22 protein-coding genes and 2 pseudogenes are annotated in these 26,148 nt (G+C 61.8%); 8 read left to right on the forward strand and 16 right to left on the reverse strand.

Annotated features, from left to right (window positions below):
* The first annotated feature begins 136 nt into the window (after positions 1 to 136).
* Complete coding sequence (locus ACT6UX_RS14465; RefSeq protein ID WP_444775856.1) at positions 137 to 445, forward strand: hypothetical protein; 309 nt, start codon at positions 137 to 139, stop codon at positions 443 to 445.
* A 441-nt stretch (positions 446 to 886) separates the two neighbouring features.
* Here ACT6UX_RS14465 and ACT6UX_RS14470 read toward each other — a convergent pair whose 3' ends face one another.
* The 8 genes from ACT6UX_RS14470 to senB form a co-directional block, all read right to left on the reverse strand.
* Positions 887 to 1,144 (reverse strand): phytanoyl-CoA dioxygenase family protein, encoded by a 258-nt coding sequence (locus ACT6UX_RS14470; protein WP_444775896.1) that lies wholly within the window; start codon positions 1,142 to 1,144, stop codon positions 887 to 889.
* Positions 1,145 to 1,377: 233 nt separating this feature from the next.
* Positions 1,378 to 1,968, reverse strand: coding sequence for a DUF924 family protein (locus ACT6UX_RS14475; protein WP_444775857.1), 591 nt, complete (start codon positions 1,966 to 1,968; stop codon positions 1,378 to 1,380).
* Positions 1,969 to 2,082: 114 nt separating this feature from the next.
* Positions 2,083 to 5,259 (reverse strand): efflux RND transporter permease subunit, encoded by a 3,177-nt coding sequence (locus ACT6UX_RS14480; protein ID WP_444775858.1) that lies wholly within the window; start codon positions 5,257 to 5,259, stop codon positions 2,083 to 2,085.
* Positions 5,256 to 6,677, reverse strand: coding sequence for an efflux RND transporter periplasmic adaptor subunit (locus tag ACT6UX_RS14485; protein WP_444775859.1), 1,422 nt, complete (start codon positions 6,675 to 6,677; stop codon positions 5,256 to 5,258). Before ACT6UX_RS14485 ends, ACT6UX_RS14480 begins: the two co-directional genes overlap by 4 nt.
* Positions 6,674 to 7,081: a FixH family protein gene (locus ACT6UX_RS14490; RefSeq protein ID WP_444775860.1), complete on the reverse strand. Its 408-nt coding sequence runs from the start codon at positions 7,079 to 7,081 to the stop codon at positions 6,674 to 6,676. Before ACT6UX_RS14490 ends, ACT6UX_RS14485 begins: the two co-directional genes overlap by 4 nt.
* 131 nt (positions 7,082 to 7,212) lie before the next feature.
* Complete coding sequence (locus tag ACT6UX_RS14495; protein WP_444775861.1) at positions 7,213 to 7,563, reverse strand: hypothetical protein; 351 nt, start codon at positions 7,561 to 7,563, stop codon at positions 7,213 to 7,215.
* 1,184 nt (positions 7,564 to 8,747) lie between these two features.
* Positions 8,748 to 9,233, reverse strand: a complete 486-nt coding sequence (locus tag ACT6UX_RS14500) for a DUF305 domain-containing protein (RefSeq protein ID WP_444775862.1) — start codon at positions 9,231 to 9,233, stop codon at positions 8,748 to 8,750.
* 480 nt (positions 9,234 to 9,713) lie between these two features.
* Positions 9,714 to 10,685 carry a selenoneine biosynthesis selenosugar synthase SenB gene (senB, locus tag ACT6UX_RS14505; RefSeq protein WP_444775863.1) on the reverse strand — a complete coding sequence of 324 codons (972 nt, stop codon included), beginning with the start codon at positions 10,683 to 10,685 and terminating at the stop codon, positions 9,714 to 9,716.
* Between senB and senA the strand changes: the two genes are divergently transcribed.
* The 3 genes and pseudogenes from senA to ACT6UX_RS14520 all read left to right on the forward strand — a co-directional run.
* Positions 10,684 to 12,000, forward strand: a complete 1,317-nt coding sequence (senA, locus tag ACT6UX_RS14510) for a selenoneine synthase SenA (RefSeq protein ID WP_444775864.1) — start codon at positions 10,684 to 10,686, stop codon at positions 11,998 to 12,000. The genes senB and senA overlap by 2 nt on opposite strands.
* Positions 12,001 to 12,284: 284 nt before the next feature.
* Positions 12,285 to 12,607 (forward strand): annotated as a pseudogene (locus tag ACT6UX_RS14515) (efflux RND transporter permease subunit); the annotation flags it as partial.
* Between the two features lie 13 nt (positions 12,608 to 12,620).
* Positions 12,621 to 12,868, forward strand: a pseudogene (locus tag ACT6UX_RS14520) (efflux RND transporter permease subunit); the annotation flags it as partial.
* 82 nt (positions 12,869 to 12,950) lie between these two features.
* Here the strand turns inward: ACT6UX_RS14520 and ACT6UX_RS14525 are convergent.
* The 6 genes from ACT6UX_RS14525 to ACT6UX_RS14550 all read right to left on the reverse strand — a co-directional run bounded on the left by ACT6UX_RS14525 (position 12,951) and on the right by ACT6UX_RS14550 (position 18,613).
* Entirely contained in the window at positions 12,951 to 13,433 is a 483-nt protein-coding gene (locus ACT6UX_RS14525; RefSeq protein ID WP_444775865.1) for a c-type cytochrome, read from the reverse strand.
* Positions 13,434 to 13,726: 293 nt separating this feature from the next.
* Entirely contained in the window at positions 13,727 to 14,017 is a 291-nt protein-coding gene (locus ACT6UX_RS14530; RefSeq protein WP_444775866.1) for a copper-binding protein, read from the reverse strand.
* A 25-nt stretch (positions 14,018 to 14,042) separates the two neighbouring features.
* A complete protein-coding gene (locus ACT6UX_RS14535) occupies positions 14,043 to 14,546 on the reverse strand; it encodes a cupredoxin domain-containing protein (RefSeq protein ID WP_444775867.1) in 504 nt (167 codons plus the stop codon).
* 10 nt (positions 14,547 to 14,556) lie between these two features.
* Positions 14,557 to 15,945 (reverse strand): multicopper oxidase family protein, encoded by a 1,389-nt coding sequence (locus tag ACT6UX_RS14540; RefSeq protein WP_444775868.1) that lies wholly within the window; start codon positions 15,943 to 15,945, stop codon positions 14,557 to 14,559.
* Between the two features lie 16 nt (positions 15,946 to 15,961).
* On the reverse strand, positions 15,962 to 17,398 hold the full coding sequence (locus ACT6UX_RS14545) for a TolC family protein (RefSeq protein WP_444775869.1): 1,437 nt from the start codon (positions 17,396 to 17,398) through the stop codon (positions 15,962 to 15,964).
* An 852-nt stretch (positions 17,399 to 18,250) separates the two neighbouring features.
* Positions 18,251 to 18,613: a metal-sensitive transcriptional regulator gene (locus ACT6UX_RS14550; RefSeq protein ID WP_444775870.1), complete on the reverse strand. Its 363-nt coding sequence runs from the start codon at positions 18,611 to 18,613 to the stop codon at positions 18,251 to 18,253.
* Between ACT6UX_RS14550 and ACT6UX_RS14555 the strand changes: the two genes are divergently transcribed.
* From ACT6UX_RS14555 to ACT6UX_RS14570, 4 genes are all read left to right on the forward strand, one after another.
* Complete coding sequence (locus ACT6UX_RS14555; RefSeq protein ID WP_444775871.1) at positions 18,566 to 20,929, forward strand: heavy metal translocating P-type ATPase; 2,364 nt, start codon at positions 18,566 to 18,568, stop codon at positions 20,927 to 20,929. The two genes, ACT6UX_RS14550 and ACT6UX_RS14555, sit on opposite strands and share 48 nt — an antisense overlap.
* A gap of 89 nt (positions 20,930 to 21,018) precedes the next feature.
* On the forward strand, positions 21,019 to 21,525 hold the full coding sequence (locus ACT6UX_RS14560) for a hypothetical protein (protein WP_444775872.1): 507 nt from the start codon (positions 21,019 to 21,021) through the stop codon (positions 21,523 to 21,525).
* Between the two features lie 73 nt (positions 21,526 to 21,598).
* A complete protein-coding gene (locus ACT6UX_RS14565) occupies positions 21,599 to 21,862 on the forward strand; it encodes a hypothetical protein (RefSeq protein ID WP_444775897.1) in 264 nt (87 codons plus the stop codon).
* Positions 21,863 to 21,928: 66 nt separating this feature from the next.
* Complete coding sequence (locus ACT6UX_RS14570; protein WP_444775873.1) at positions 21,929 to 24,055, forward strand: heavy metal translocating P-type ATPase; 2,127 nt, start codon at positions 21,929 to 21,931, stop codon at positions 24,053 to 24,055.
* Positions 24,056 to 24,709: 654 nt separating this feature from the next.
* Here ACT6UX_RS14570 and ACT6UX_RS14575 read toward each other — a convergent pair.
* A complete protein-coding gene (locus tag ACT6UX_RS14575) occupies positions 24,710 to 25,870 on the reverse strand; it encodes a nickel/cobalt efflux transporter (RefSeq protein ID WP_444775874.1) in 1,161 nt (386 codons plus the stop codon).
* Positions 25,871 to 25,875: 5 nt separating this feature from the next.
* On the reverse strand, positions 25,876 to 26,148 hold the full coding sequence (locus ACT6UX_RS14580; protein WP_444775875.1) for a metal-sensing transcriptional repressor: 273 nt from the start codon (positions 26,146 to 26,148) through the stop codon (positions 25,876 to 25,878).

Raw genomic sequence — 26,148 nt, forward strand, 5'->3', positions numbered from 1 at the left:
GCGTCAAGAAGAAGCGCTGCGCGAAGTGACATGTCTCCTGGAGGGGTTTGTGTCCTTCGCATGGGCGACTGGTCCAGACTGCGTCGCAGCGCGTGCCCCCCTCCTGCAGAGGTCAATAGGTGGGGCGCACGGTGCCATGGACGGCGACGCGTGGTCTCTGTCCGAGACGGAAACGAAGGGCATCGTCTGGAGGCTGTTCCACGAGGTTGGGGGCCTCTCCTCCGATCTGGCGGACACGTTCGACAGCTGTTTGAAGCCTCATCAGGTCGGACTTCCGCACTGCTCAGCCCATGGGCTGCGCAAGGCCGGCACCAAGATCGCGGCCGAGAACAAGGCCACCGTCCATCAGCTGATGTCGATCTACGGATGGGAGACGCAGAAACAGGCCGAACTCTACACGCGTGAGGCGACCATGATCATGATGGCCGCGGAGGCCATGCGCTAGGTCGTGCCGCGCGAAAAACGCAACAGGCCGAGTGAAAAGCGCTGTAATTTCAACGCCTTAGACAGCGCATAAAGTGGAGTGGTGCCCCGAGACGGAATCGAACTTTCTTCTATCTAGCTGCGATCACGTCCTTTTTCCGAAGAGCTTTTTCTAGTGTACCCACCAACGTACCCAGCGCTTGACAGCCATGCGTTGGGCATCATCTGACGCCTGCCCGCCTCAGTCCGGCCAACAGCCGGGCGTGTCTTCTCGATGTGCCGCTTGACCTGTTCCGCGTAGTTCTGAACATAGCTAGAGTACGAGGCATCATGCGTGGCTTCGCTGCCGCATCGAAATCGCAAGCGAGCGGCGGATCGAGGTCGAAGTGGCATGGTTGTCGACGCCGTGTACCAAATACGCGGTGTGTCGTTGGGACCCGGCGTGCTTGACCCGCGTCAGCCTTTAGGAAATGCCGATGCGCCGGTCCCTACCGTTATTCGGCCCCGACTGGTGCACCAACAGGGTGTTGTGCAGCGAAAATTCGCCGGGCTGGAGGCGGCAGTCGGCGATCGTTCCCAGCTGTCCCGGATTGGGGATGAACTGGTTAGCGTCGTTGACGCTGGCGGCGACGCCATAACCGTGCGCAAGCTGACCGCGCTGGTGGCTGCCTGCCGAGAACTGAATGCAGCCGCTCTCGAGTGACGCGTCCGATAATGCCAGCTAGGCAGTGACATGCTGATCGTTGGGCTCGAGGCCGAAGTGCGTCGCGTCCTGCTCTTCTCATAGCGCTCATCGCGATGGGGAGAACGTTTCGTTGCCGTCCCCCCGACCCCGCACTCTGGAAACCCAATGCGATTCCAGTTCACATGCCTCGCGCTGTCCGAGAGCGAAAGCATTGAAACAAACAGCTGCCAGGAGATTCGTGCCTGGACTTGGGAGCGCGAATGATTGAGCTACTGTCCCCAGCGCTTACCAGCCCTAAGATATTCCATCTCTTCTGGCGTGGTTGTCCTGCCAAGCACATCATTGCGATGCGGGAAGCGGCCAAATGCACGTACAACCTCTCGATGCTCGAGCACCTCCTTCAGTCCAGACGGGTTGTTGATGGTGGCGACTAGTTCGCAAGCCAGATCTTGGTCGACGATATGTTCACTGTGGCAAAACGGCATGTAAAAAAAAGTTCGTGCCGCGAGCGGGAATGCCTCCGGGTAACTACGGCGGAGCGCTAAACGAGCGAGTGCCAATGCCTTCTCATCGCCTGAGAATGCTTTGGCCGTTTTTCGGTAGATGTTTCGTGAGAATTGATCGCACACGATGATGAGCGCAAGCGTCCCGTGTGCCGCACTCATCCAATGATCGAGGTCGCCCGCAAGAGCGCGTGCATGCAGCGTTGCAAATCTGACGGTGATCTCCGCGTCGAACTCTGCGGTGCTTTTGAACCATACGTCGCGGTGCGTGCCGTAGTTGGGATCATCTTGCGGCAAGAGCCAGAAATCGAGCACGGCGCGGATAGCCGCATGGTTCAACGACCAGGTCGCTAGCACTGGCAGAATCTTGGCGTAATGCCAAGCAACCGGATCTCTACGATGGGAGGACGCCCAGATGGATCTCGTCCAGCGTGATGCCCGGCGGCGCCGCGCCCTCGTCGAACCGTTCGCCTATTCGGCGGTAGCCTTAAGTTCGGCTGGTTCCAGTCCGCTCGTAGCGTCTTCGTCCGCAGCCCTTCGCGGCAGTCGCCAGCCCTTCACCAGCCCGTAGACCGCCGGAATCACGATCAGCGTAAGGACCGTCGAGGATACCATACCGCCGATCATCGGCACCGCGATCCGCTGCATCACCTCCGACCCAGCGCCCGCGCTCCACAGGATCGGAACCAAACCCGCCATGATGGCAACGACCGTCATCATCTTCGGCCGCACACGCTCGACAGCACCGATCATGATCGCCTCATAAAGGTCATCCCCAGTGAAGGCCCGGCATTGTCGGATTCGCTCCGCCTTCACCTCCGCTGTAGCCTGTTCGAGATACATCAGCATCACGACCCCGGTTTCAGCGGCAACGCCCGCGAGCGCGATAAAGCCGACCGCTACTGCCACGGACATGTTGAAGCCGAGCCACCACATCAGCCAGATTCCGCCGACCAAAGCGAAGGGCAGCGACAGCATGACGATGAGTGTTTCAGTGAGTGCTCGAAAATTGAGATAGAGCAGCAGGAAGATGACGAGCAACGTCACCGGCACGACAATCTTCAGTCGCGCCTCGGCGCGCTGCAGGTATTCGAACTGACCGCTCCACGAGACATAAGTGCCGGACGGCAGCTTTACTTCCTTCGCAACTGCTTGCTGCGCCTCGGCGACATAGCCGCCGAGGTCGCGGCCGGTGATATCAACGAAGACATAAACAGCGAGTCTTCCGTTCTCAGTGCGGATCGAGGTCGCGCCGCGTGTGAGTTCCACCTTGGCGACCTCGCCGAGCGGCACAGTGCCGCCGCCGGGCAACGGCACCTGCACATCGTGAGCGATTGCCTGCGGATCGCTCCGGAAGTCGCGCGGATAGCGAATCGCGACGCTGTAGCGCTCACGACCTTCGACCGTGGTCGTCACGGTCTCTGCGCCCAGAGCGCTCGCGATTACCCTTTGAACGTCGTCAATGGCCAAATTATAGCGGCCAAGCACATCCCGATCCGGCACGATGTCGAGATAGTAACCGCCGATCACCCGCTCCGCGTAGGCGCTCGACGTCCCTGCTACGGACCGCAGTACCCGCTCGATCTCGCGGGCAGTCTGCTCCATCTGCGCCAGATCCTGGCCGAACACCTTGACGCCGACCGGCGTTCGAATGCCGGTCGCGAGCATATCGATGCGAGCGCGGATCGGCATAGTCCAGGCGTTTGAGACGCCAGGGAATTGCAGCGCCTCGTCCATCTCCGCCTTTAGACTGTCGATCGTGACCTGCGGTCGCCATTCGCCCTTCGGCTTCAGATTGATGATGGTCTCGAACATCTCGATCGGCGCCGGATCGGTCGCGGTGAGTGCGCGCCCCGCTTTGCCGTAAACCGAGGCGACCTCCGGAAAGCTCTTGATGATCCTATCCTGCATTTGCAGGAGTTCGGCCGCCTTGGTGACGGAAATCCCAGGCAACGTTGTCGGCATATACATCAGCGTTCCCTCATCGAGGTTCGGCATAAACTCGGAGCCGAGCTGCCGCGCCGGCCAGACAGTGACGCCCAGCAAGACGAGGGCGATGAGAATGGTCAGGGTCTTTGCCCTGAGAACCCCCTGGATTATCGGCCTGTAGGTCCAGATCAGAAAGCGGTTGATCGGGTTCCGGTGCTCGGGAACGATCCGCCCGCGCACAAAGACGATCATCAAGGCCGGCACCAGCGTCACCGAAAGGAGTGCCGCCGCCGCCATAGCAAACGTCTTGGTGAAGGCAAGCGGACCGAACATCCGTCCTTCCTGCGATTCCAGCGTGAAGATGGGCAGGAAGGAGACCGTGATGACCAGCAAGCTGAAGAACAGTGCGGGCCCGACCTCGCTCGCCGCCTCGATCAGGGTCTCGACACGCGGCTTGTCCGGCGGAGCACGCTCCAAATGCTTGTGAGCGTTCTCGATCATCACGATCGCCGCGTCGATCATAGCACCAATGGCGATGGCGATGCCGCCGAGACTCATGATGTTGGACCCGAGTCCGATGACTTTCATCGCCGCGAACGCCATCAGGATGCCGACCGGCAGCATCAAGATGGCGACCAGCGCGCTACGCACATGTAGCAGGAACACGACGCAGACAAGGGCAACGATTATGCTCTCCTCGATCAGCGTGCCCATAAGCGTTTCGATCGCCCGGTCGATCAACTCGGATCGGTCGTAGACCGGCACGATCTCGACGCCCTTGGGCAGGCTCGCCCCGATCTCCATGAGCCGCGCCTTGACGTTCTCGATCACGCTCAGCGCGTTGGCACCGAAGCGCTGCAGCACAATGCCGCTTGCCACCTCGCCTTCACCGTTCAGCTCGGTGATGCCGCGCCGCTCGTCCGGTCCGACCTCGACACGGGCAACATCTCTCACCCGTAGGGGTACGCCCCGGTCGGTCTTCAGCACCACATTCTCGATGTCGGCAACGCCGCGAAGATAGCCGCGGCCGCGTACCATAAACTCAAATTCGGAGAGCTCGACAGTGCGTCCACCGACATCGGCATTGCTCCCCTTGACGGCATCGCGCACTCTATCGAGCGAAATGCCTAGCGCACGTAACCGATTCGGATCAACCACGATCGAATATCGCTTCACGAAGCCGCCGACGCTGGCGACCTCGGCGACGCCCTCTGCATTGGACGCACCGAAGCGGACCACCCAATCCTGGAGCGAGCGGAGTTCGGCGAGTGTCATCTCCTTGGCGACAACGGCGTACTGGTAGACCCAGCCGACGCCGGTAGCATCCGGTCCAAGAGTCGGCGTCACGCCAGCTGGCAGGCGCTGCGCGGCCGCATTGAGGTATTCCAGCACACGGCTTCTCGCCCAATAGGGATCGGTGCCGTCCTCGAAGATCACATAGACGAAAGAGACGCCGAAAAAGGAGAAGCCGCGCACCACCTTCGATTTCGGCACTGTCAGCATGGACGTCGTGAGGGGATAGGTGACCTGGTCCTCCACGACCTGCGGCGCTTGACCAGGATAGTCGGTAAAGACGATCACCTGCACGTCAGAGAGGTCGGGGATGGCGTCGAGCGGTAGCGTCTTCAGCGCGTAGGCACCGGCCGCGACAGCGAAGATCGTGCCGACGAAGACGAGCACAAGATTGCGGGCGGACCATCCAATGAGACGGGCGATCATGGCTGCGCCTCCGGTGTTGCCAGGCTGCGCAGCGCGGCCTTCAGATTGCTTTCAGCATCGATCAAGAAGTTCGCCGCCACGACGACGCGGTCGCCCGCGGCAATCCCTTCGCGGATTTCGGTGAAACCACCGCCGCGGAGTCCGACTTTGACCACACGCGGTTCAAATCTGCCTTCCCCCCGGTCAAGGATCACTACCTGCCGAGTGCCAGCGTCGATGATGGCGTCGTCCGGAACGGCGACCACCGGCGTCACGCCGCCGGTGCCGATCTCCACATCGGCATACATGTTGGGAAGCAGCACGCCGCCGGGGTTCGCGATCTCGATGCGTACCCTTGTGGCCCGCGTCGCCTCGCCCACTTGCGGATAGATCAGCGACACGTGCCCTTCGAAGCTGCGCCCAGGCAGGCTCCGCACCTGAATCGTCGCCGGAGCGCCAAGTCGGACGACACCGAAGTCAAACTCCGGCACATCCGCAAGCACCCAGACACTCGAGATGTCGGCAATACGGAAAAGCACCTCGCCAGGCGCCGCTTTCATGCCGTCGACGACGTTGCGCTCGAGCACAATGCCATCGCGTGGTGCGTGCCACGTCACCGATAGTGGGACCTTGCGCGTCCGCTCGATCTCGCCAATCACCCGAGATGACAGCCCTAGGTTTTCGAGGCGCTGGCGGGCACCGCCGACTGCGCCGTCGCGGCCGCCGATACTGAGATCGGTGAGAAACTGAGCGCCCGCTGCAGCGATGTCAGGTGAATAGAGCCGGAGGAGCACCTGACCCTTTGTCACTTGGTCGCCTGTCGTCACGTTCGCCACATCATTGACGAAGGCCTCGCTCCGCGTTGCAACCACCGAGATGCGACGCTCGTCGAGCTGAACCGTTCCCGGCACCCGCACTAGCCGGCCGACGGTGCGCCGCTCTACCACCTCCGACCGGACGCCGGTGCGCTGCAGCCTGCCGGGGGACACCTTCACGACCGAGCCGCCGTCGTCCTCTCCCTCGTAGACGGGGATATAGTCCATCCCCATGGAATCCTTTTTCGGCTTGGGCGAGGTGTCGGGCAGGCCCATTGGGTTGCGATAATAAAGGATACGCCGCGCGCTTGCCGGGACGGTCGCCTCAGCCCTGGCCGGCGGTTTGACCTCGAAACTCACGTCCTCGCTGGCGCGAACGGCACGGAAAGCCCGGCCGTCTTCGGTTTGGCGCGGGGTTGCCGAATAGAAGGGTTTGCCGTCGGGATCCTGATAATAGATCACCATGCCGGTGCCGGCCGACTCAGCAGCCGCAAGCGTAGGCTCGACACCGAACCATGCGCGGACGCCAGGCACCGGAAGCCCCCGGACACCCGCCAAATTGCCTCCGATCCCCGCCGCCACAACGGCGGCGAAGGCGAGGCCTGTGAGGACGATCCGCTTCATGGCACTGCCCTCAGGATCAACTTGTTCTGAAGCGTGCCGCTCTCACCTTGAATCTTGGCCCCCAGCGAGAGTTGCCAGCCGCCCTCCATCGTCAGGTTAGTTTTGAAGCGGTAGATGCCGGGTTCGGTCGACGGCAGGGCCTCGATCGGAGCGGTCATGGTCGGCATGCCGTCAGGCGCCATATCGATCCGCATGGCGAAGATGACCGCGTCTGGAATTGTCCCGCCCGTCCGCTTGTCGACGAGCCGGACAGAAACCATCGCACCATCGCCTTGCTTTAGATTCGTCTGAACGAGACGAAACTCATAGTCGGCAATGTCGGCGCGCACCGTCGAGACAGCCGATACGGAGAGTGCGACCATGAGCGCCGCCATCGGGGCGCGCTTGATATGAAAGGTCGTCATGGTTCAAAAATCCCAGATGCATCGGAGCACCGTGCGCACGGCCCGGCGTTGCGTGGCCTATGGCTACGCGCTCTTAACCGCCCGAGCCTCGCTGGAGCGGCGCGAGCCGGCGTGCAAACGCCGGCGATGTACTAGGTTCGCGGAGGTCGGGCGGGAGGCTCTAGCGCGAGCGCGTCGCCCGCGACGTCGCTGCCGGGGCGGATAACTTCACTCTGCTCCCAATGAACGTAGGCCATGCCCGAAAACAGCAGCGTGATTGAATAGCACTTCGCCATACATGCTGTCGTCAACGTGCAGGCCTTTTGGCAGTCCGGAACGGCGGGTTCCTCGGGCGGGCAGCACGGCATATCGTCCGGCATCTCGAACATTGTCGATGCAGCCGCCATCATCGGCACGCTCATCATGGTGACGAACGGGCCGGCAATAAGCCCCACGATCGCAAGGATCGGAAGCACCGTTCGGAGCCACACGCCGACTTTCATGAACTGCACAATGCCATAAGAGCAACTCCATGGGAAGTTGCGCACTGGAGACGGATTGCCACAAGCTTCCAGCGTCGGAAATAGTGCCGGAGAGTCAACCTGTCCGATGTTTCAAAAGGGTTTGCACGCCGATCAGAAAGCGAGCCATGCTTGCGGCTTCTGCCGCAATTCAAACCATCCTTGCCACTGAGAAGACTTAATCACGTTCGGCAACGCGATTTTGTTGCTGATCGTCGGTGTCGTTCCGGGAGCATAGGGTCTTGATCGAGCGCGGCGTCAGGCTATTGGCCCTGCACGTTGCGCGACAACAACCGACGCGGTCTGCCTAGTTCGACGCGCGGGGCCTTACCAGCTCACCCAACTGAGCGAAGATGGCGACGACGACAGAAACTCCGGATCTCTCGCGCGTCAGCGTCTTACAAGCGCGCGCTATGGATCTTCATTCTTCTCAATGTTGGATATGGCGCGATCGAAATCGTCGGTGGGTCCCTTGCCGGCTCGCAATCGCTGACGGCCGACGCCCTCGATTTCCTTGGCGACGGGTTCATTTCATCTCTCGGCCTGATCGCCATCGGACGGGGGATTGCAGACTCGCTGGAAAGCCGCGCTGCTGCAGGGGCTGTTTCGCGAAGCACTTGGCGCGAGCGTACTTGAATACACCGCGTATCGCGTGGTCGTGCTCACGCTACCTCAGGCAGAGTTGATGAGCCGTTCGCTATGTCTTCGAAGACTTGTTCACGATCTCCCCGGCCCAAACAGATTAGGAGTGCTTTACAGCCGGATTTATTCCTCGCCTGAGAGAACAGTAGCTTTGACGCTAAGCTAGCTGGTCGCTCGCCCGATCCGATGGGGCCGTCACCACAAATAGACCGAACAACTTCGATCTCACGGAGAAGCGCGAGCATGGCAAACATCCCAAGGCCCAACAGCTTTCAGCCTGGAACAGAGTGTTAAGAAGCCCAATAGAATTAAGCTTTTGAGGTTTCGAATTCCATATCGTAGGAAGCATCAGCAGGTCAGGAAAGCCCGAAAACCCTTATGGTTCCGGGATTCTTTTCTCTGAGTGTGCTAGCAGAGGGCATGATTTAGAAACGCCGCAGTGGGACGCATGCCAGCCGAAAACTAGCTTCCCAGTAAGGCAGTTCGACGACTAAAGCCGGAACCTCGGCCCTGACGGTGACTACCTACCGATGCGCCGGGAGCCGCGGAGAGCTTTTCGGTGGAGGTTGGCGCTCCAGTTCAGAAATCAGTTCCTTCATCTCGGCAATTTCCTTCACCTGTGTCTGCAAAATGCCATCTGCCAGCTCCCGCACGCGTGGATCCCGGATATGGGCGCGCTCGCTGGTCATCACTGCAATCGAATGATGAGGAATCATGGCCTTCATGTAGGCAACGTCGTCTACCGTCTCCTGACTGCGCACCAGCCACAGGGCGCCCGAGAACGCTATGGTCGCGCAAACTACGATCACGGCATTGGCCGCCCCGCCCTTGTACATGCTCCACATGAAGCCGAGCATCAGCACGGCCATCGTCGCGCCCATCACGACAGCCATCCAGGCCCGCGTCTGACTGAAGAAGACGTGGCCGATCGCGTAGGTGTTGAGATACATCAATATGAACATCACGAGAGTTGACACGACAATCATTGCCGCTAGGCGCGCATAGGACATTTGACGACCCCTTTTCGATCCTTCTCGATCAAGGGGAACAACGCGGGCACCTAGAGGTTGCATTCGCCAACCTCGACGATAGCAAGCGAAGATGAACGCCTGCCAACGAGAGCTGGCCATCGGGGGGGGGGGGCTTAGCCATTGCGCCACCGCCTCGGCGATACGGCGCGACGCGAAATATTGGCTTTCGGCATAGATATAGTGCCGCGCTCGAGCGATCAGCGTCAGGTACGCGGTCTCGATCTGGAAAATCGGCGCTTTTCCGCCGGCCGCGCTCGGCAGATCGCCACGGAGATATTGCGGAACTGCGCGTCGAGATCATCGGGCCCGCAATCGCCGCCGCCGCGCACCGGCGCCGTTCAGGTAGCCGGCTTTCCAGCGCTGCCGTCCCCGCTCGCGCTGTGGCTTCGCTACAGGACCTTCGAGAATGGCGGTCGCATCGCGCCAGCGGCATAGTTGCTCCCGTCCGGGGCGCCCCAACTAGTCTCGGCCTGATGGCGAGATCAATTCTGCAAGCAGACTTCCCCATGCTGCGACCTCGCGCGCAGGCCGGAAAAGCGGTGCGCGGCGGGCGATGGCCTTCTCCAGCAATCTGACAAAACCCGGCTCCCGCTCCAGCTTGTCCAGCAGCCGCGCAAGCGCCCCTGTATCCCCGACAGGGAAGTATCCCGGGTAGTCGCGGCCGAGCAGACCGACGTTTCCGTCCATACGCGAAGCCAAGACCGGTACGCGGGCTGCAACGGCTTCCGAGATGACATTCGCCCCGCCCTCGCTCAACGACGAGATCACCATCGCGTGGCTGCGGGCCAGGAGCGCGCGCACGGACGCGCGGGGAACGTCGTCTCGCCATCGGTACCGCTTGTTGGCCTTCATCTCGGTTCGGGCTTTCGCCGCCCATTGCTGAGAGTACGCACGGCCGACCTGCTCGACCCGGACCCGGCTTTCTGGCGGCAGCAAACGCACCGCTTTGGCTGCCCGTAATGGATCCTTCACGTTCCGCAGGTGGCCGATGACAGCGATCGTTACAGCGCGGGCACTGGGCCGCCTTTCCCGCGTCGGTGACTTGGCCGACTGGAAAATGATGCGAAGCCGGCTCCTGAATCTCTTTGGAAGGACATTCGGCACAAGATCGTTGAGGCCGATCAGCCGGTCCGCCAGCTCCATCGAGCGCAGGGTGGGACCCGGATCAGACTGCAGATACTCGTAGATATCGGTACCGCTGAGCTGCAGTACGACCGGGCACGCCGGATGGAGCGCCTTGAACCGCTGGATCGACTCGGTGGCCCGCCACGCATGGATTGCGACCATAAGATCGAAACGCTTGCCATCGTAGCGAGGCGCCATCGTAACGTAATGGCCCAGCTTTCGCAGGATGCCAGCCCATCGGGACGCCGCGACCCGATTGCCAGTGCGTGAAGTCGGCCCGGCTGGTGTGATAAGGACAATCCTCATGGACAAAGACCACGCGCTTCGCCCGACCAGCGGCGCTTCCGCCTCCGACCTGATTGCGCAACTGCGCGAGGCCCGTCATCGCACCGAGCGTTTGACGGAAGATCTATCATCGGCGGAATTGATGGGCCCCTACCGCGAAATCGTCAATCCGGTGCTTTGGGAGATTGGCCACATCGCCTGGTTCCACGAATACTGGACGCTAAGGCACGCGGAGCGCGACGCACCGCTAATCGAGCGCAGCGACTCTTTTTGGGATTCCAGCAATGTAGTGCACAAGACGCGCTGGACCCTCGACCTGCCCGACCGCGCCGGCACCCGTCGCTACATGGCTGACGTATTGGCAAGGCAGGAGGAGCTTCTAAGTCGCGGAATCGACGACGAGGCCCGCTACTTCTACGAGCTTTCGATCCGGCATGAGGACATGCACGTCGAGGCGCAGAGCTACATGCGCCAGACTTCCTCGAATGGGCCGCCCCAGGGACTCGGCGGCGCGCCCCTGCGGTCTGCTGGAGCGTTGCCGGGCGATGGCGCAGTCCCCGGCGGCTCCTGGCGCCTGGGTTCAACCGAAACCGACGGCTTCATCTTCGACAACGAAAAGTGGGCGCATCCGGTCGAGTTGGCCCCCTTTCATATTGCCCGAGCCGCCGTGACCAATAGCGAGTTTGCGACCTTTGTCGATGAGGGTGGCTACAATCGGCGTGAGTTCTGGTGCGATGCCGGCTGGACATGGCGACAGACGCGCAATGCCGAGCGCCCCGTCTACTGGCTAACCAAATGCGATGGCATCTGGACGGCGCGGCACTATCGCGAAGCTCGGCCGCTGCAGCCCGATGCACCTGTTGTATTCGTCAACTGGTTCGAGGCGAGCGCGTGGTGTCGCTGGGCCGGCAGACGACTTCCGAACGAAGCCGAGTGGGAAGCCGCTGCCGTTGGCGAAGCTGCAGGTGATCGCCTGTCCAACACCCGCAGACGCTGGCCGTGGGGCGATGATCCGCCGTCACCTGCAAAAGCCAATCTCGATTTTGCCTATGGTGGGCCGGTTGACGTTGCGGCGCTTGGCGAAGGCGACAGCTCATTCGGCTGCCGGCAGATGATCGGCAATGTCTGGGAATGGACGGCCTCAGACTTCCTGCCGTTCGACGGCTTCTCAGCCGATCCTTACGCGGATTACTCGCAGCCTTGGTTTGGCAGCCGCAAAGTGCTGCGCGGTGGCTGCTGGGCAACAAGTGCTCGAATTGCCCGACCCGCCTATCGCAATTTCTTCACACCCGATCGAAATGACGTCCTGGCCGGCTTCCGCAGTTGCGCTGTCTGAGCCACCCTGGGAATGGAGGCGGAGACATCGATTCTCGGCCCGCGTGACTCTCAATCGCGGCCAATCAGCGCCTGAAGCCTCCGTTGCAAGACCCGCCGCCTTCCACTCAGGGAAGCCTTCTTCGAGGCGGCGAACAAGGAACCCTCTCCTCCGCAGCATCGCGACTGCTTCGAAGGACAGCACACAACAGATCTTACGACAGTAGGCCACGATCTCCTGACTTTGGGAAGTTCCGCGAGGCGTCGCTTTAGTTCATCCATCAGTATCCTGAGCGCACCACACATATGCCCGAGCGACGCAACCCGATGAATCGCGCTGATCTGGCTCTACCGCCCGGCTATTCCCCTTACGGGCGCGCGTGCTCACCGTGGGACTGGCCATGGCTGCTCTTGCCGCGACCGCGTGGTCGGCAATGCGGCTCGGGGTCGAGTTTATGCCGAGCCTCGACGAGGGCACGCTGTTCTATATGCCGGTCACCCTGCCGGCCTCTCGGTGGCCAAGTCGGCCGAGCTGCTGCAGACCTTTAACAAGATCAAAAAGTCGTTCCCCGAGGTCACCTCGGTGTTTGGGCAAGGCAGGCCGCGCCGTCACCGCGACCGACCCCGCTCGACGGCACCCGATGTGCCGAGGAGAGCCGTGCCTTCACGCGCACCGATCTCCATGGCGCTGTCATGGAGGGTGCCGTCGAGCGGGTGCGGCCCAAGATGACGGCCACGGCGATCGCCGCCGGCCTACCGCCCATCCTGTGGAACGAGGGCACCGGTTCGGAGATCATGCAGCGCATCGCTGTGCCGATGCTCGCAGGATGGCGAGTTCGACGCTGCTTACCTTGCTCGTGAATCCCGCAATCTATGGATTGGTGAAGTGATGGCAACCAACCGCCACGTCCAGATCGATTCTCAATATCGATCTCCAATAAGGTCAGCTATATGCGGCGGAGCGGCAGACCCTCATCGTGCGCTATTGAGGCGGTTCTGCCGAACTCTGATGTCCTTCGGCCACTCGCTTTTGATATAAGACAGGATCGCTGCGATCTCGCGATCCGAAAGGGAATCTCGGAAGGCTGGCATATCGGTCAGATAGCCCTTCGGATAGGCTGCGGGACCACGCTGGGTGACGCTCATCAGGAAGGTGTCCGAATGATGCCAAGTATGCCCACTTGCGTCATGCGGAGGTGCAGGGAGCCGGCCATTGGGAAGGCGCCGCTGCCAGTCCGGCTGTCCCTCGAGAGCGGCTCCGTGGCAACTCGCGCAAGCCGTCGCATAGAGCCGCTTGCCGAGCGCCACCTGGTTGTTGTCGCTGGGATCGATGCGGACCGATCCCTCCCCAAGGAGCACGAAACCAATGACCGTGAGAACGATCACGAGCATCGCGCTGCCAAACCCGATCCTCCGCCAGTCGCGGCGCGGCGTGGCAAACAATCGTCTACCCATCGAACGATTCCGTGGCTTTCGCGCCTTCATCGTCCTGTCGCGGCTTGGGCTGCAGGCGGCAGTCCGCGTCCACGCACACGATGGTAAGGACCCGGCCCGAACCTAGGCAGGTCACCTCGTAGGCGCTGACCAACGGTGACAGGGCCGTCCGATTTATTATGTCGGCTACGCAAGCTTGCTTGACCAATATCGCCTGCAACTCGCGGTCGTCGGCGACTGCTGACGGCCCTCTAATGGCTGTCACGGCTAGGCAAACAGCGGCGCCGACCATCGCCCGCTTCATCGGCGCACCATCAGTGCCCTTTGCCCATCTTGGTGACGGTGATGGCGCCATTGACGCGATCGGCCTCGAATTCGATCTTGTCCCCGGCTTTCACCTTTTCGAGCATGGCGGGATCAGCGACGCGGAACACCATGGTCATGGCGTCCATATCGAGATTCTTTATGGGGCCATGCTTCAGCGTGACCTTTCCAGCTGACTTGTCCACCTTTACGACCTCAGCCTTCACCATGGTGCCGTCGGCCCATGCCGGAACCGAGAACAGGATCGCAGTCAGCACGATAGTGACGATATTCTTGAACATTTGATGCTCCTTCAGTTGTGTTGGCTTACTCAACGACAATGGTGCCGAACATGCCGGCCTGGCGGTGTCCGGGAATGAGGCAAGAGAAGTCAAAGGTTCCCGCTTGGGTAAACTGCCAGAGGATCTCCCCGGTTGCCTTGGGCTTCAGACGCTTTGCATTAGGATCGTCGTGCTCCATGTCCGGATTCTTTTCCATGTCCTTCATGTGCTTCAGGTTTTCCTCGACAGTGCCGATGACGAACTCATGGTCGAGGACGCCATTGTTGCGAAGCTGGAAGCGGACTTGCTCACCCTTCTTGAACTTGAGCTTGTCGGGCAGAAACAGCATCTTCCCATCATCCTCGCGGAAGACGATTTGAACGATGCGCGCTGGCTTCTTGGGATCACCCGGCTTGCCATATACCGCATCGTCGCCGTGCGAATGCCCTTCGCCTGGCTTGTGTCCAGGGCTAGCCGTGGCCGCGCCGGTCAGTAGCACGGCAGCAATGAATACAGCGAGGAGAGTTCGAACTTTCAAGATTGCCTTCATGATTGAACTACTAGTGGGAACCATGATCTGACGGCTTAACCGCGCGTGGTTGCGCGCCACCGGTCTTCGAAGGCGGCGTAGGCGATGGAGCGCGAGTCGCCGCGGGCCTAGGCCCTTTCCATTCCCAGGCGACCGTTCCGGGCGGGTGCTTGTACCAACCCGGATCCCTGTAATCGTTAGCGGCGAGGCCTTCGCGCACCTTCACGACTGTGAACATGCCGCCCATTTCAACTGCCCCGAATTGCGCGAAGCCAGTCATCATTGGCAGGGTGTTGTCCGGCAGCTGCATTTCCATCTCGCCCATGTCGGCCATGCCGGCACTTCCCATCGGCATGTAATCCGGCACCATGCGCCGCATCTGCTTTGCAAACTGCTTCTTGTCGACGCCAATGAAGGTACGGATGTCGTGGCCCATCGCGTTCATCGTGTGGTGAGACTTGTGGCAGTGCAAAGCCCAGTCACCCGGATAGACGGCGTCGAATTCGTAGGCCCGCATGGCGCCGACCGGTATGTCGATAGTTACCTCGGGCCAGCGCGCTTCGGGGCGTACCCAGCCGCCATCCGTGCACGTCACTTCGAAGTCATAGCCGTGCATGTGGATTGGATGATTGGTCATTGTGAGATTGCCCACCCGCACCCGAACCCTGTCGCCCTTCGCGATCACCAGCGGATCGATTCCTGGAAAGACTCGGCTGTTGAAGGTCCACATGTTGAAATTCAGCATTTCAGCGACCTTCGGCACGTAGTTGCCGGGATCGATGTCGTAGCTGCTAAGCAAGAAGACGAAGTCGCGGTCGACGCGATGCAGCTTGGGATCGCGCGGATGGACGACGAAGAACCCCATCATGCCCATTGCCATCTGCACCATTTCGTCGGCATGTGGGTGGTACATGAAGGTTCCGCTTTTCATGAGCTGGAACTCGTAGACGAATGTTTGGCCCGGTTTGATGTGCGGCTGGGTGAGACCCCCAACGCCGTCCATGCCGCACGGGAGCAGTTGTCCGTGCCAGTGGATGGTGGTGTGCTCCGGCAGGCGGTTGGTGACGAAGATCCGCACCTTGTCGCCTTCGACGGCCTCGATCGTGGGCCCAGGGCTCTGGCCATTGTAGCCCCACAGCCGCGCCGTCATGCCCGGTGCCATTTCGCGCTCGACCGGCTCTGCGACCAGATGGAACTCTTTCCAGTCACCGTTCTGACGCCAAGGCAACGTCCAGCCATTCAGCGTAACCACCGGCTGATAGTCTGGGCCGCTGGTCGGGTAGAGAGGCGGCTGCATCGTATTTGTGGTGGCAGTCGGCGCTTCGGGTATGGATTGCGCCTGGACACGCCCGCTTACGGCGGCAGCGCCGAGGAGTGCGAGCCCGGATGCTCCAACGAGATCGCGTCTGGAGATGCTCATGTGTTTCTCCCTTTTTCTAGAGTCCGAGAGGGACGGTTTCCGGAGGTGGGGTCGTGTTGATGACGCCGGACGGCGGAACGGTGCCGCCAACAATCAAAGCAGCCTGCATGTCGGCGACGGCGAGGTGGTAGTCGCGTAACGCATCGAGCGAGGCGATGTTGGCCGTGATTCGCTCACGCTCCTCGATCAGCACCTCGAAAACGTCGACGAGCATGCCGTTGTAACGGAGGAGAACCTCAGCCGAAATTTGGCGTCGAAGCGGTACGATGCGCGATTGGTAGAATCGCGCGATATCATAGGTCGCGCGATAGGTCGTGTAAGCAACTCGCGCTTCCGAGCGGGCGTTAACGGAACGCTCGATAAGTCTGTTGACGGCGCGCATATAGATTTCCCGCGCCGTGATCACACGGGTTTCACCGGTGTCAAAAATCGGAATCACGAGGCCTAGCTCTAGACCGTATCTGTTCTTTGACGTCTGTTCGCCAGCATCATTGGTTTCGACTTCGTTTCTGAAGCCGAGCCCAAGTTCCAGAAAAGACATGTAGCGGGTGGCGTCGACGAATTTTGCCGATTTCGCAAGCGTCACGATCTCGTAGCGAAGAATGATGAGATCGACGCGCCGCTTCATCGCTTCGACTTCAATATCCGCAAGAGCATCCGCGGCCGCGGGCAGGGCCGGAAGACGAGCCGGCAGCTTATAGGTGAGATCACTTCCCCAGACGCCCAGCATCCGGTTTAGAGCTTCACGTGTGCTGCTGACGCTCAGTCGCGCTTGAGCAACCTGGGCGCTCAGGTCGGCATAAAAAGCGGTGACGCGCGCCTGGTCGAGCTTGTTGGCTGCACCTGTTTCGCCAAGCTGCTGCATCATTCGGGCCGATGCGTCGGCGGTCTGTCGGGCCTGCTCCAGCAGGGCGAGGCGTTGCTGGGCAGCAATCGCCTTGATGTAAGTCCGACGTACATCAATAGTCAGGCTGAGGGTCGTCGCGACCGCGCGGTAGCGCGCTTCTTCGAATTCACGCTTCGCAATCTCAGACTTTCTCGGCAGCGTCGCAAATGCGAGCAAGTTCCCGACGAGCTGAAAGCCGAACTCAACGAAGCTGCCTGTACCGAAGGAACGGCCCACGGTAATGGCCGGATTTGGGGGCAGGCTGGTCTGGACATACTCAGCCTCCGACACTCCGAGATCGTTGTACGCCGCCTGCAGCCCGCGATTGTTGAGTAGTGCAATCTGTACGGCCGTATCTTCGGTCAGGGGCTCCGACAGCAAAGCCTGTACGCGCTCGCGTGCGCGACGCATATCTTCGGGCGACGAAAGCTTGACCGCGTCACGGCCAATTTCCTTCCTAATGCTGTCGGTCACTGGCGCCATGCCGCCATCGTCCGTGAACTTCGCACAGCCCGCGGCCAGCAAGCTTACGCATGCAATGGCGGCAGTTCTTGTGATGATCTTCATTGTGAACGACCCGCGCCGGGAGTGACGCGATCATTAAGTTCCCGCCAGGGCTTTAGCCCGACAGGCATGTGGGGGGCAGTGCCGGACATCACCGGCTGGTAGGGAGTGGCGACGGTCGGAGCATCCGAACTGGACGCATCGGTAGGCGACAACTCGGGTAAAGGCGGCGCGGCGCAGGAAGCCGCTCCCAGCGCGAGCACGGCTAGAACCAAGAATTTCATGATGACGACCCAAACGGAATTAACGTGAACGCGACGGACGGAGCATCGCCACGGGTCGCGGCGACCTCTTGGAGTTCGCGCAAGTCAGGTGTCGTGAGGTGATGAACCGATCAGAGGCTCTCTACCGGACACGCGCCTATGGCGCGAACGCGGTCAGACGAGTCTGGGTGGACGTTCCGAACGATCGCCGCAGCGGCCCTCGAGCATGTCGCTCAGCCCGGAGAGAAGGGACAATACCGCTCTGGGCCCAATCCAAGGATCGATGGCCGGGGCAGCCATTGCAGCATGACACGCCACAGTGCAGCAACTACCGGCGTGTTTCGCAGGGTTGCCAGTCGGGCAAGAGTCTTCGCCGCGCTCAACAAACGCCTCATTCCCTTCCGCTAGCTCGGCGCTACCCGCTGTGAGATCTCCATTCTGGGAAGCCGGCAGCGATGACACCGCTTCTGACGGAGACCGCGTGTCCATGCCCGCATGACCGCCGTGAGCAGATGCAACACCCGCAGTGAGCAGCCATGCCGCAAGCGCAAGCAAAACTGCTTGTGCAAGCCTTCTTAGAGAAAGCGCGGCGATCATGAGGCAATAAATGAGCAGGGACTGGTGAGTTGTCAATTAGCAGAATCGCAAGCGGTCAGCGGCGGCGACTGTCGAGGACTTCAAGAATCTCTTCGATCTTACCGATCCTGTCCTTCTCCGAGCCTGCATGGAAGGCATGGGCGACACAATGTTGCAGATGGTCAGCAAGCGTCTCCTGCTCGACCTTGTTCAGCGCGGCGCGCACGGCGCGGACCTGCGTCAGCACGTCGATGCAGTACCGCTCCTCCTCAATCATTCGGGCGATTCCACGCACCTGACCCTCGATGCGGCCGAGCCGGGCGAGTTGAGATTTCTTTAATTTAGCATCCATGCCTTGAACCATACCCCTGTAGGGTATACATGGCAAGCCATGAAACACGATTGCTGCAGCGGCGGACACGCCGCCCATCAGGGCCATGCCCATCCCCAGCCCACCGCGGTTGACACCGCGACGGACCCCGTGTGCGGCATGACGGTAAACGTCGCGACGGCAAAGCACACGACCGTGCATGAAGGCCAGACCTATTACTTCTGCAGCCCCAAGTGCCTGCAGAAGTTCGAGGCGGAGCCGGCCCGCTATCTCAAGCCAGGGGACAAGACACCCGCCATTCCCGTAGCGCCCGGCACGATTTTTACCTGCCCCATGCATCCAGAAATCCGACAGGTCGGTCCGGGGAGCTGCCCGATCTGCGGCATGGCGCTCGAACCCGCAGAGGTCTCGCTCGACGATGGCCCGAACCACGAGCTGATCGACATGTCGCGGCGCATGTGGATTGGCTTGGCTTTCAGCTTGCCCGTCGTGGCGCTCGAGATGGGCGGACACCTCACGTCGCTTCACATGCTGCTCGATCAGAGGACTTCCAACTGGATTCAGCTGGTCCTGGCCACGCCGGTCGTGTTGTGGGCCGGCTGGCCCTTCTTCGTGCGTGGCTGGCAGTCCATGGTCACACGCAACCTCAACATGTTCACGCTGATTGCCGTCGGCACTGGCGTGTCCTGGATTTACAGCGTCGTGGCCGTCCTCGCGCCTGGTCTGTTCCCGGCCGCCTTTCGGAGCAGCGATGGTTCGGTGGCAGTGTACTTCGAGGCCGCGGCCGTCATCACGGTGCTCGTCCTGCTGGGCCAAGTGCTCGAGCTCCGCGCGCGTGCGCAGACTTCCGGCGCCATCAAGGCCCTGCTTGATCTCGCCCCCAAGACCGCGCAACGGCTCAAGGAGGATGGCAGCGACGAGACTGTGTCGCTAGACGCCATCTCGGTCGGTGATCGCCTGCGCGTCAGGCCGGGCGAGAAGGTGCCCGTAGACGGCGAGGTGCTGAGCGGCCGGTCGGCGATCGACGAGTCGATGGTCACCGGCGAATCCATGCCCGTCACCAAGGAGACGGGTGCAAGTCTGATCGCCGGCACCCTCAATTCGACGGGGGCCCTGGTCATGCGCGCGGACAAGGTGGGCCGCGACACGATGCTCGCCCGAATCGTCCAGATGGTGGCCGAAGCTCAACGCAGTCGCGCGCCGATCCAGAGGCTGGCCGACCAGGTCTCTGGATACTTCGTGCCCGTCGTGATCGCCGTTTCGATTGCAGCCTTCATCGTCTGGTCCGTGTTTGGACCAGAGCCGCGGCTCGCCTACGGGCTCGTCGCCGCCGTCGCCGTTCTGATCATCGCATGTCCCTGCGCGCTGGGCCTTGCCACACCCATGTCGATCATGGTCGGCGTCGGGCGCGGTGCGCAGGCAGGCATCCTGATTAAAAACGCGGAAGCATTGGAGCGCATGGAGCGTGTGGATACGCTGGTGGTCGACAAGACCGGAACTTTAACGGAGGGCAAGCCGAAGGTGGTGGCCATCGTCCCTGGCAAGGAGTTCACGGAGATCGCGGTCCTGACGCTGGCGGCAAGTGCCGAGAGGGCCAGCGAGCATCCGCTTGCCCTGGCGATCGTCAAGGAAGCTGCCGACCGGAAGATTAAATTATCAGAGGTAAGCGAGTTCGACTCGCCGACCGGCAAGGGCGTAGTCGGCACGGTTGACGGTCGCAAACTAGTGCTTGGCAACGCAAAGTTCCTCGCGGAATTCGGCGTCAGTCCGGACAGTCTGCAGGCAGAAGCGGAGCGTCTCCGGCTCGAGGGCGCAACCGCGATCTTCCTTGCCGTGGATGGAGTCCCGGCGGCTGTCTTTGCCATTGCCGATCCAGTGAAGCCGACAACGCCCGAGGCGATCCGCGCGCTCACCGCCGAGAACATCCGGGTCGTCATGCTTACCGGAGACAACCGCACCACGGCGGAAGCCGTCGCGCGCCGGCTCGGCATTGCCGAGGTCGAAGCGGACGTGCTTCCCGAACAGAAGAGCGCGATCATCGAGAAGTTGCGGGCCGAAGGCCGCGTCGTCGCCATGGCCGGCGACGGCGTCAATGACGCGCCGGCGCTGGCTGCGGCAGATGTAGGAATTGCCATGGGAACCGGCACAGATGTTGCCATCGAGAGTGCAGGCGTGACGCTGCTCAAGGGCGACCTGATGGGCATCGTGCGGGCCAGACGCTTGTCCGAAGCGACGATGCGCAACATCCGCCAGAATCTCTTCTTCGCCTTCGTGTACAATGCCGCCGGCGTCCCGATCGCCGCGGGCGTGCTCTACCCCTCTTTCGGCATCCTCCTGTCGCCGATCATCGCAGCAGCTGCCATGGCGCTGTCCTCGTTCAGTGTCATTGCAAATGCCTTGCGGCTGAGAGCATTTCGAATCTAACGCCTTTGTTTGCGCTAGCTATAAATGAAGCCGGCCTTTCGCTGGAGGAACTCCGGTGGCGCCGCGAAATACGGTCCGCGTGGTTGCGGGTGCTGGTCTTCGCCGTGCTCGTGCTTAACCTTATGGCTAGCAACCACGGCGATAGCCTGCTCGTGCATGCTCAAGTGATCGGCGGTTACGTGATCGCGACCTTCGTTGCCTTGGTGCTTACCTGGATACGAAGGGGGCCAGCTTGGTTCACGTCGGTCTTCGTTGTCATCGATGCCCTGTTGGTAGTGGCCCTTTTTCACGAACACCTGTTTGCTCGAGGTCAGAGGTTCGATCACAGTCTGACTGCCCCTTCTCTCGCCGTCGGCTTTCTGTTGCTGACGCATGCAGCCTTGCGACTGCGACCAGCTCTTGTGGTCTTGTTTTCTACCATCGTGCTGACGGGCTCGCTATCGCTGCTCGCTGTCACGCTATTTGTGCATGCTAATTTGCATCCGATGGCCGCCAGCGAATGGTCCGTGTTTGGTGCAGAGGGCGCACTCGCGGCCACCTTCGCATTCGCCGCTTTTGTCTGTTTCCTGCTGACAAAGGAGCATAACGCGATCTAGCGCTGCTGGGCGGCGCGGCGGGCCTGCTGTCGGGTCTGACCGGCGCGGGCGGCGGTCATCGCCCCCTGCCCTGATCGTCTTAGCCTGGACGTCGCTCCGCCATTCCGCCGCGCTGTCGCTGCTGTTCATCTTGGGCAATTCGTTGACCGGCCTCGCCGGCGCCTTGGCCGCGGGGCAGACGATGGCGGCCGAATTGCCTGTCTATGCCGGCGCCGCGCTCGTCGGCGCGGCCCTGGGCACTATGATCGGACGGCGCTTTCTGTCCGAACGCACGACGCGCTTCGTGCTCAGCGGTATTCTTCTGATCGCGGGATTGCGTCTGCTGACGCGCTGCTAGCCGCCGACACCGCGATTTATCGACACGCAGGCGAGCTGAAATTTTGATGCTATAACTGGAAGCGCCATGACCATTCCTTTGAAGTTGCACGTCGGCGGCATGGATTGCGCCGCCTGCGCGACCAAGATCGAGAACGCCATGAAGCGGCTTCCCGGCGTCACCGACATTTCGGTGAGCTATGGGCAGGAACTGCTTTCAGTGACGCTCGACGAGGATCGAACCTCTCGAGCAGTCATCGAAGGCAAGATCCGAGCGCTGGGCTACACGCCGGCCGGCTCCGATGTGGCACGGACCCCGGCCAACGACGCGCAGGCTGCGACCGCCCCGTGGTGGAGGTCGCCGCGAGGCAGGCTGGTCATCGGCACCGCGGCGCTGCTCGCCGTCGCCTACATCGTCTCCCACATCGAACCGTCATGGGCGACGTGGGCCTATGTTGCCGCCACGGCCATCGGACTGGTCCCCATTGGGCGGCGTGCGATCGTTGCCGCTCTGTCCGGAACGCCCTTCAGCATCGAGATGCTGATGTCGGTCGCCGCCCTCGGCGCGGTTGCGATCGGCCAAGCGCCGGAAGCCGCCCTCGTCATCTTCCTGTTCTCGGTTGGCGAGCTGCTCGAGGGCCTCGCATCGGGCCGCGCCCGGGCCGGCATTAGGGCCTTGATGGACCTGGTGCCTCGCACGGCCCGCCGGCTGCGCGGATCCGAGGTCGAAACCGTGCCCGTCGAGGCGCTGCAGATCGGCGATGTCGTGCTGGTCCGGCCGGGCGACCGAGTGCCGTCTGACGGCGACGTGATCGACGGCACGTCCGGCGTCGATGAGGCGCCCGTGACCGGCGAATCGGTGGCCGTGCTGAAGGAGCCCGGCTCGACCGTCTATGCCGGCAGCATCGGCATCGACGGCGAGCTGCAGGTCAAAATCAGCCGCACGACCGCCGACAACACGATTGCGCGAATCATCCATGCGGTCGAAGAGGCGCAAGCGACCAAGGCGCCGGTGGCCCGCTTCATCGAGACGTTCAGCCAGTGGTACACGCCGGCGGCGATGGCCATCTCGTTGCTGGTGATCGTCGGGCCGCCGCTGTTGTTCGGCGCCGACTGGTTCACCTGGATCTATCGCGGCCTGGCCGTTCTCCTCATTGCCTGTCCCTGCGCGCTTGTGATCTCGACGCCGGCCGCGGTCGCGTCGGGCCTGGCCAACGGCGCCCGGCGCGGCCTCCTCATGAAGGGAGGCGCCGCGCTGGAGACGTTGAGCAAGGTGAAGACCGTCGCGTTCGACAAGACAGGCACGCTGACGCGCGGCAAGCCGCAGATCACCGACATCGTGTGTCTTGCAGGTGACGAGAACGACATGCTGGCCATGGCGGCCGCCGTCGAGCGTGGCTCCAGTCATCCGCTGGGTCTCGCCATCGTCGCCGAAGCGGAGCGGCGCGGGCTCGACATTCCCCGCGCCTTCGGCGGCAGCAGCGTCACCCCCGGCAAGGCGGTGACGGCGCGCCTCAAGGCGGGTTTCGTATCGGTCGGATCCCCACGCCATGCCGCGGGAAAGTCGGCGCTCACGCCGGATCAAGCGGACAGGGTCGCGGCGCTGGAGCAGGCCGGCAAGACCGTGGTCGTCGTCCTGCAGGGCGCCCAGGCGCTGGGAATGATCGCGCTGCGCGACGAGCCGCGTCCGGATGCGCGCGCCGGCCTGGAGAAGCTCCGGTCTCTCGGCGTGCGCAGCGTCATGCTGACCGGCGACAATGCACGCACGGCTACGTCGATCGGCAGCCTGCTCGGCCTAGACGTGCGGGCCGAGCTCCTGCCCGACGCCAAGCTCGCCGCGATTGCGGCCTACCGCGCCAAAGGACCGATTGCGATGATCGGCGACGGCATCAACGACGCCCCGGCACTCGCTGCCGCATCGGTGGGCATCGCAATGGGCGGCGGCACCGACGTTGCGCTGGAGACCGCCGACGTCGCTCTGATGAAGGAGCGAATCGAAGGCGTCGCTGCGCTGATCTCGCTGTCGCGGGCGACCATGAGCAACATCTGGCAGAACATCGCTCTCGCGCTCGGCCTGAAAGCCATTTTCCTGGTGACGACTCTCGTCGGGAGCACGCCGCTCTGGATGGCGATCCTCGCCGACACCGGCGCAACGGTGCTCGTCACCGCCAACGCCCTGCGGCTATTACGCTACGGTAATCGACGCTCTGACTGAAATAGGCGTCGAATGCCCGCCACAGCGTCAGGGTCTTGGGGCTCAACGACACGCGGCACATGACATGCAATCAAGACGTCGCAAATCGTCGTAGACAAGCCCCCAGCCGCGCGAATCTCCTTCCACCTCAATCAGCTCGAACAGAGCGGCCTGAACGAAAGCCGGTGCGAGGCGCATAGATCATCTACAGCGCGATCTTCTCCGCACTGTCCGATCTCGTTGCGTTTCTGATACACGGCTGTTGCGAAGGACATTGTGTGGCATGCGATAGAGCCATTGCGCTGTTTGCGAAATGCACTCGAAGGCCGACGAAGTCGTCGCCGGTCGCGACAACGATAGCAAAGCAGCAGTTGCGACGGAGAGCAGCTTAGTGCCGCCGGCGGGAGCGTTGCTCTCACCTACAAAGAACCCGAAACCGTTGCTTGCTACTTTGCCCCCGAGCAGCTCGGGAATCGCCGCCGGCATCAGCCTCGGATCGGCCGTCACCATCGGTTGCTTCGGCAAGCTTGGTGTCGACCCGCGGCGCGGTGGCCGGGCGATGGTCGGCTGCAACTTCCACCAAGTCCTCAAGGGCTGGTCTATCTCGAACTAGTCACCTCGCCGTTGATCTTAATCTTGGGATTGCTCGGTGGCGTCCGTCCTCGGGCGCATCCGCTAGAACACGAGGCCGCGCCAGCCATGGAATCCGACATAAAGGCCGACACCTATGATCAGTAAGCTTGAGAAATAGGGCGCGCGCCGAGCAAAAGTCGAGAACCAAGCGAAGCGTTGGGTCGCGTGACGTACGCTCAGCGCCGCAGCGGCTCCAACGGTGACGAGAGTCAGGGCCAGGCCAATCGAGAAGCACAGGACCAGCGTCGCTCCCAGAGCGACTTCCTTGAGTTGAAGACAGAGCAGCAAAACCGTAATCGCAGCTGGACATGGAATGAGTCCGCCCGTCAGGCCGAACAGAACGATCTGCCACTTCGTGACGTTGCGATCGGCAAAGCGGTGGCGAATATTGTTGGCGTGGGCAAGCTCATGGGCATCCTGATAGCCGCCTGTCGCAACATTCAGCCCACGCAGCTCCTCATGCATGTGATCGGCGCCATCACCCTCGACGAACGCAACATCGTACTCGTGCGAATGGTCGCCGTGTGTTAACCGCACCCGAGCCATGAATGCGTGTGGCTCGGGAATCTCCTCGACCGATTCTAGGAAGCCGTTGCGCGCAACGAAGCTGAAGATCTGCCGGTCACAGTCAGGACGCTCGGTCTCGACCGTCACGTCCATAGCAGCGCAGCCGTGACCGCTCTCGCTCCGGAGGCGCCAACGGGGCGGCACACCGGTCTCGAATATCTCCAGCGCCAGCACGCCATGGCCGGTGTCGATGCGCCGGACTTCTTCATTGTGAGCCGGGCCATGCACATGGCCAAGAGGATGTGCATGGGCACCATGACCATGATGACTGCTCGCGGCCACTGCACGCTTCTGGTCCTGCCATGTCCGCCACAGCATCCAGAGCGCAATGCCGATGATGGTCGCAGCCGAGGCGAGCTGGAAATAAGGTTCAATCGTCTCGGCCTCCAGGCCGCGCCAGTAATACAGTCCGCCGAGCGCGATGCCCCAGACGATGAGGGTGTGCGAGACCGTCGCCGACAGGCCGAGCAAGATCGCCTGCCCCACCGTGCCGCGAATCGCCACGATGAAGGCGGCCATCATCGTCTTGGAATGGCCGGGCTCAAGCCCATGCAACGCGCCCAGCACGATCGCGCTGGGCACGAACAGCCAGGCGTTTCCGGCGCCTTGCTGGAGGAGGTCGGCAAACGAGGGCATGGGACCTAGAGGTAGCGGGTGATTTTCTTGAACTCGTCGATCGAGCGGCGCTCGGCCTTGGGCAGCGGCCCGACCGTCTCCTCGAGGCAGTGATCGAGGTGATCGCGGATCAACGTTTTTTTGGCTTCGCTGATCGCCTTCTCCACCGCGTGGAGCTGCTGGGCGATTTCGAGGCACGAGCGACCGCCCTCGATCATCTCGACGACGCTACGCAGATGCCCATCGGCGCGCTTCAGGCGCTTCACGATGTCGGGGTGGGTTTTGTGTTGTCCGCTCAT

The organism is Reyranella sp. (genome assembly GCF_052439685.1).
Lineage (GTDB): Bacteria > Pseudomonadota > Alphaproteobacteria > Reyranellales > Reyranellaceae > Reyranella.

Excerpts from the sequence above, each read along its gene's own strand:
- ACT6UX_RS14465 (WP_444775856.1), top strand. The coding sequence starts at position 137 with ATGGACGGCGACGCGTGGTCTCTGTCCGAGACGGAAACGAAGGGCATC.
- ACT6UX_RS14480 (WP_444775858.1), bottom strand. The coding sequence starts at position 5,259 with ATGATCGCCCGTCTCATTGGATGGTCCGCCCGCAATCTTGTGCTCGTC.
- ACT6UX_RS14485 (WP_444775859.1), bottom strand. The coding sequence starts at position 6,677 with ATGAAGCGGATCGTCCTCACAGGCCTCGCCTTCGCCGCCGTTGTGGCG.
- ACT6UX_RS14490 (WP_444775860.1), bottom strand. The coding sequence starts at position 7,081 with ATGACGACCTTTCATATCAAGCGCGCCCCGATGGCGGCGCTCATGGTC.
- ACT6UX_RS14495 (WP_444775861.1), bottom strand. The coding sequence starts at position 7,563 with ATGAAAGTCGGCGTGTGGCTCCGAACGGTGCTTCCGATCCTTGCGATC.
- ACT6UX_RS14500 (WP_444775862.1), bottom strand. The coding sequence starts at position 9,233 with ATGTCCTATGCGCGCCTAGCGGCAATGATTGTCGTGTCAACTCTCGTG.
- senA (WP_444775864.1), top strand. The coding sequence starts at position 10,684 with ATGGACAAAGACCACGCGCTTCGCCCGACCAGCGGCGCTTCCGCCTCC.
- senB (WP_444775863.1), bottom strand. The coding sequence starts at position 10,685 with ATGAGGATTGTCCTTATCACACCAGCCGGGCCGACTTCACGCACTGGC.
- ACT6UX_RS14525 (WP_444775865.1), bottom strand. The coding sequence starts at position 13,433 with ATGGGTAGACGATTGTTTGCCACGCCGCGCCGCGACTGGCGGAGGATC.
- ACT6UX_RS14530 (WP_444775866.1), bottom strand. The coding sequence starts at position 14,017 with ATGTTCAAGAATATCGTCACTATCGTGCTGACTGCGATCCTGTTCTCG.
- ACT6UX_RS14535 (WP_444775867.1), bottom strand. The coding sequence starts at position 14,546 with ATGAAGGCAATCTTGAAAGTTCGAACTCTCCTCGCTGTATTCATTGCT.
- ACT6UX_RS14540 (WP_444775868.1), bottom strand. The coding sequence starts at position 15,945 with ATGAGCATCTCCAGACGCGATCTCGTTGGAGCATCCGGGCTCGCACTC.
- ACT6UX_RS14545 (WP_444775869.1), bottom strand. The coding sequence starts at position 17,398 with ATGAAGATCATCACAAGAACTGCCGCCATTGCATGCGTAAGCTTGCTG.
- ACT6UX_RS14555 (WP_444775871.1), top strand. The coding sequence starts at position 18,566 with ATGAAACACGATTGCTGCAGCGGCGGACACGCCGCCCATCAGGGCCAT.
- ACT6UX_RS14550 (WP_444775870.1), bottom strand. The coding sequence starts at position 18,613 with ATGGCCCTGATGGGCGGCGTGTCCGCCGCTGCAGCAATCGTGTTTCAT.
- ACT6UX_RS14570 (WP_444775873.1), top strand. The coding sequence starts at position 21,929 with ATGACCATTCCTTTGAAGTTGCACGTCGGCGGCATGGATTGCGCCGCC.
- ACT6UX_RS14575 (WP_444775874.1), bottom strand. The coding sequence starts at position 25,870 with ATGCCCTCGTTTGCCGACCTCCTCCAGCAAGGCGCCGGAAACGCCTGG.
- ACT6UX_RS14580 (WP_444775875.1), bottom strand. The coding sequence starts at position 26,148 with ATGAGCGGACAACACAAAACCCACCCCGACATCGTGAAGCGCCTGAAG.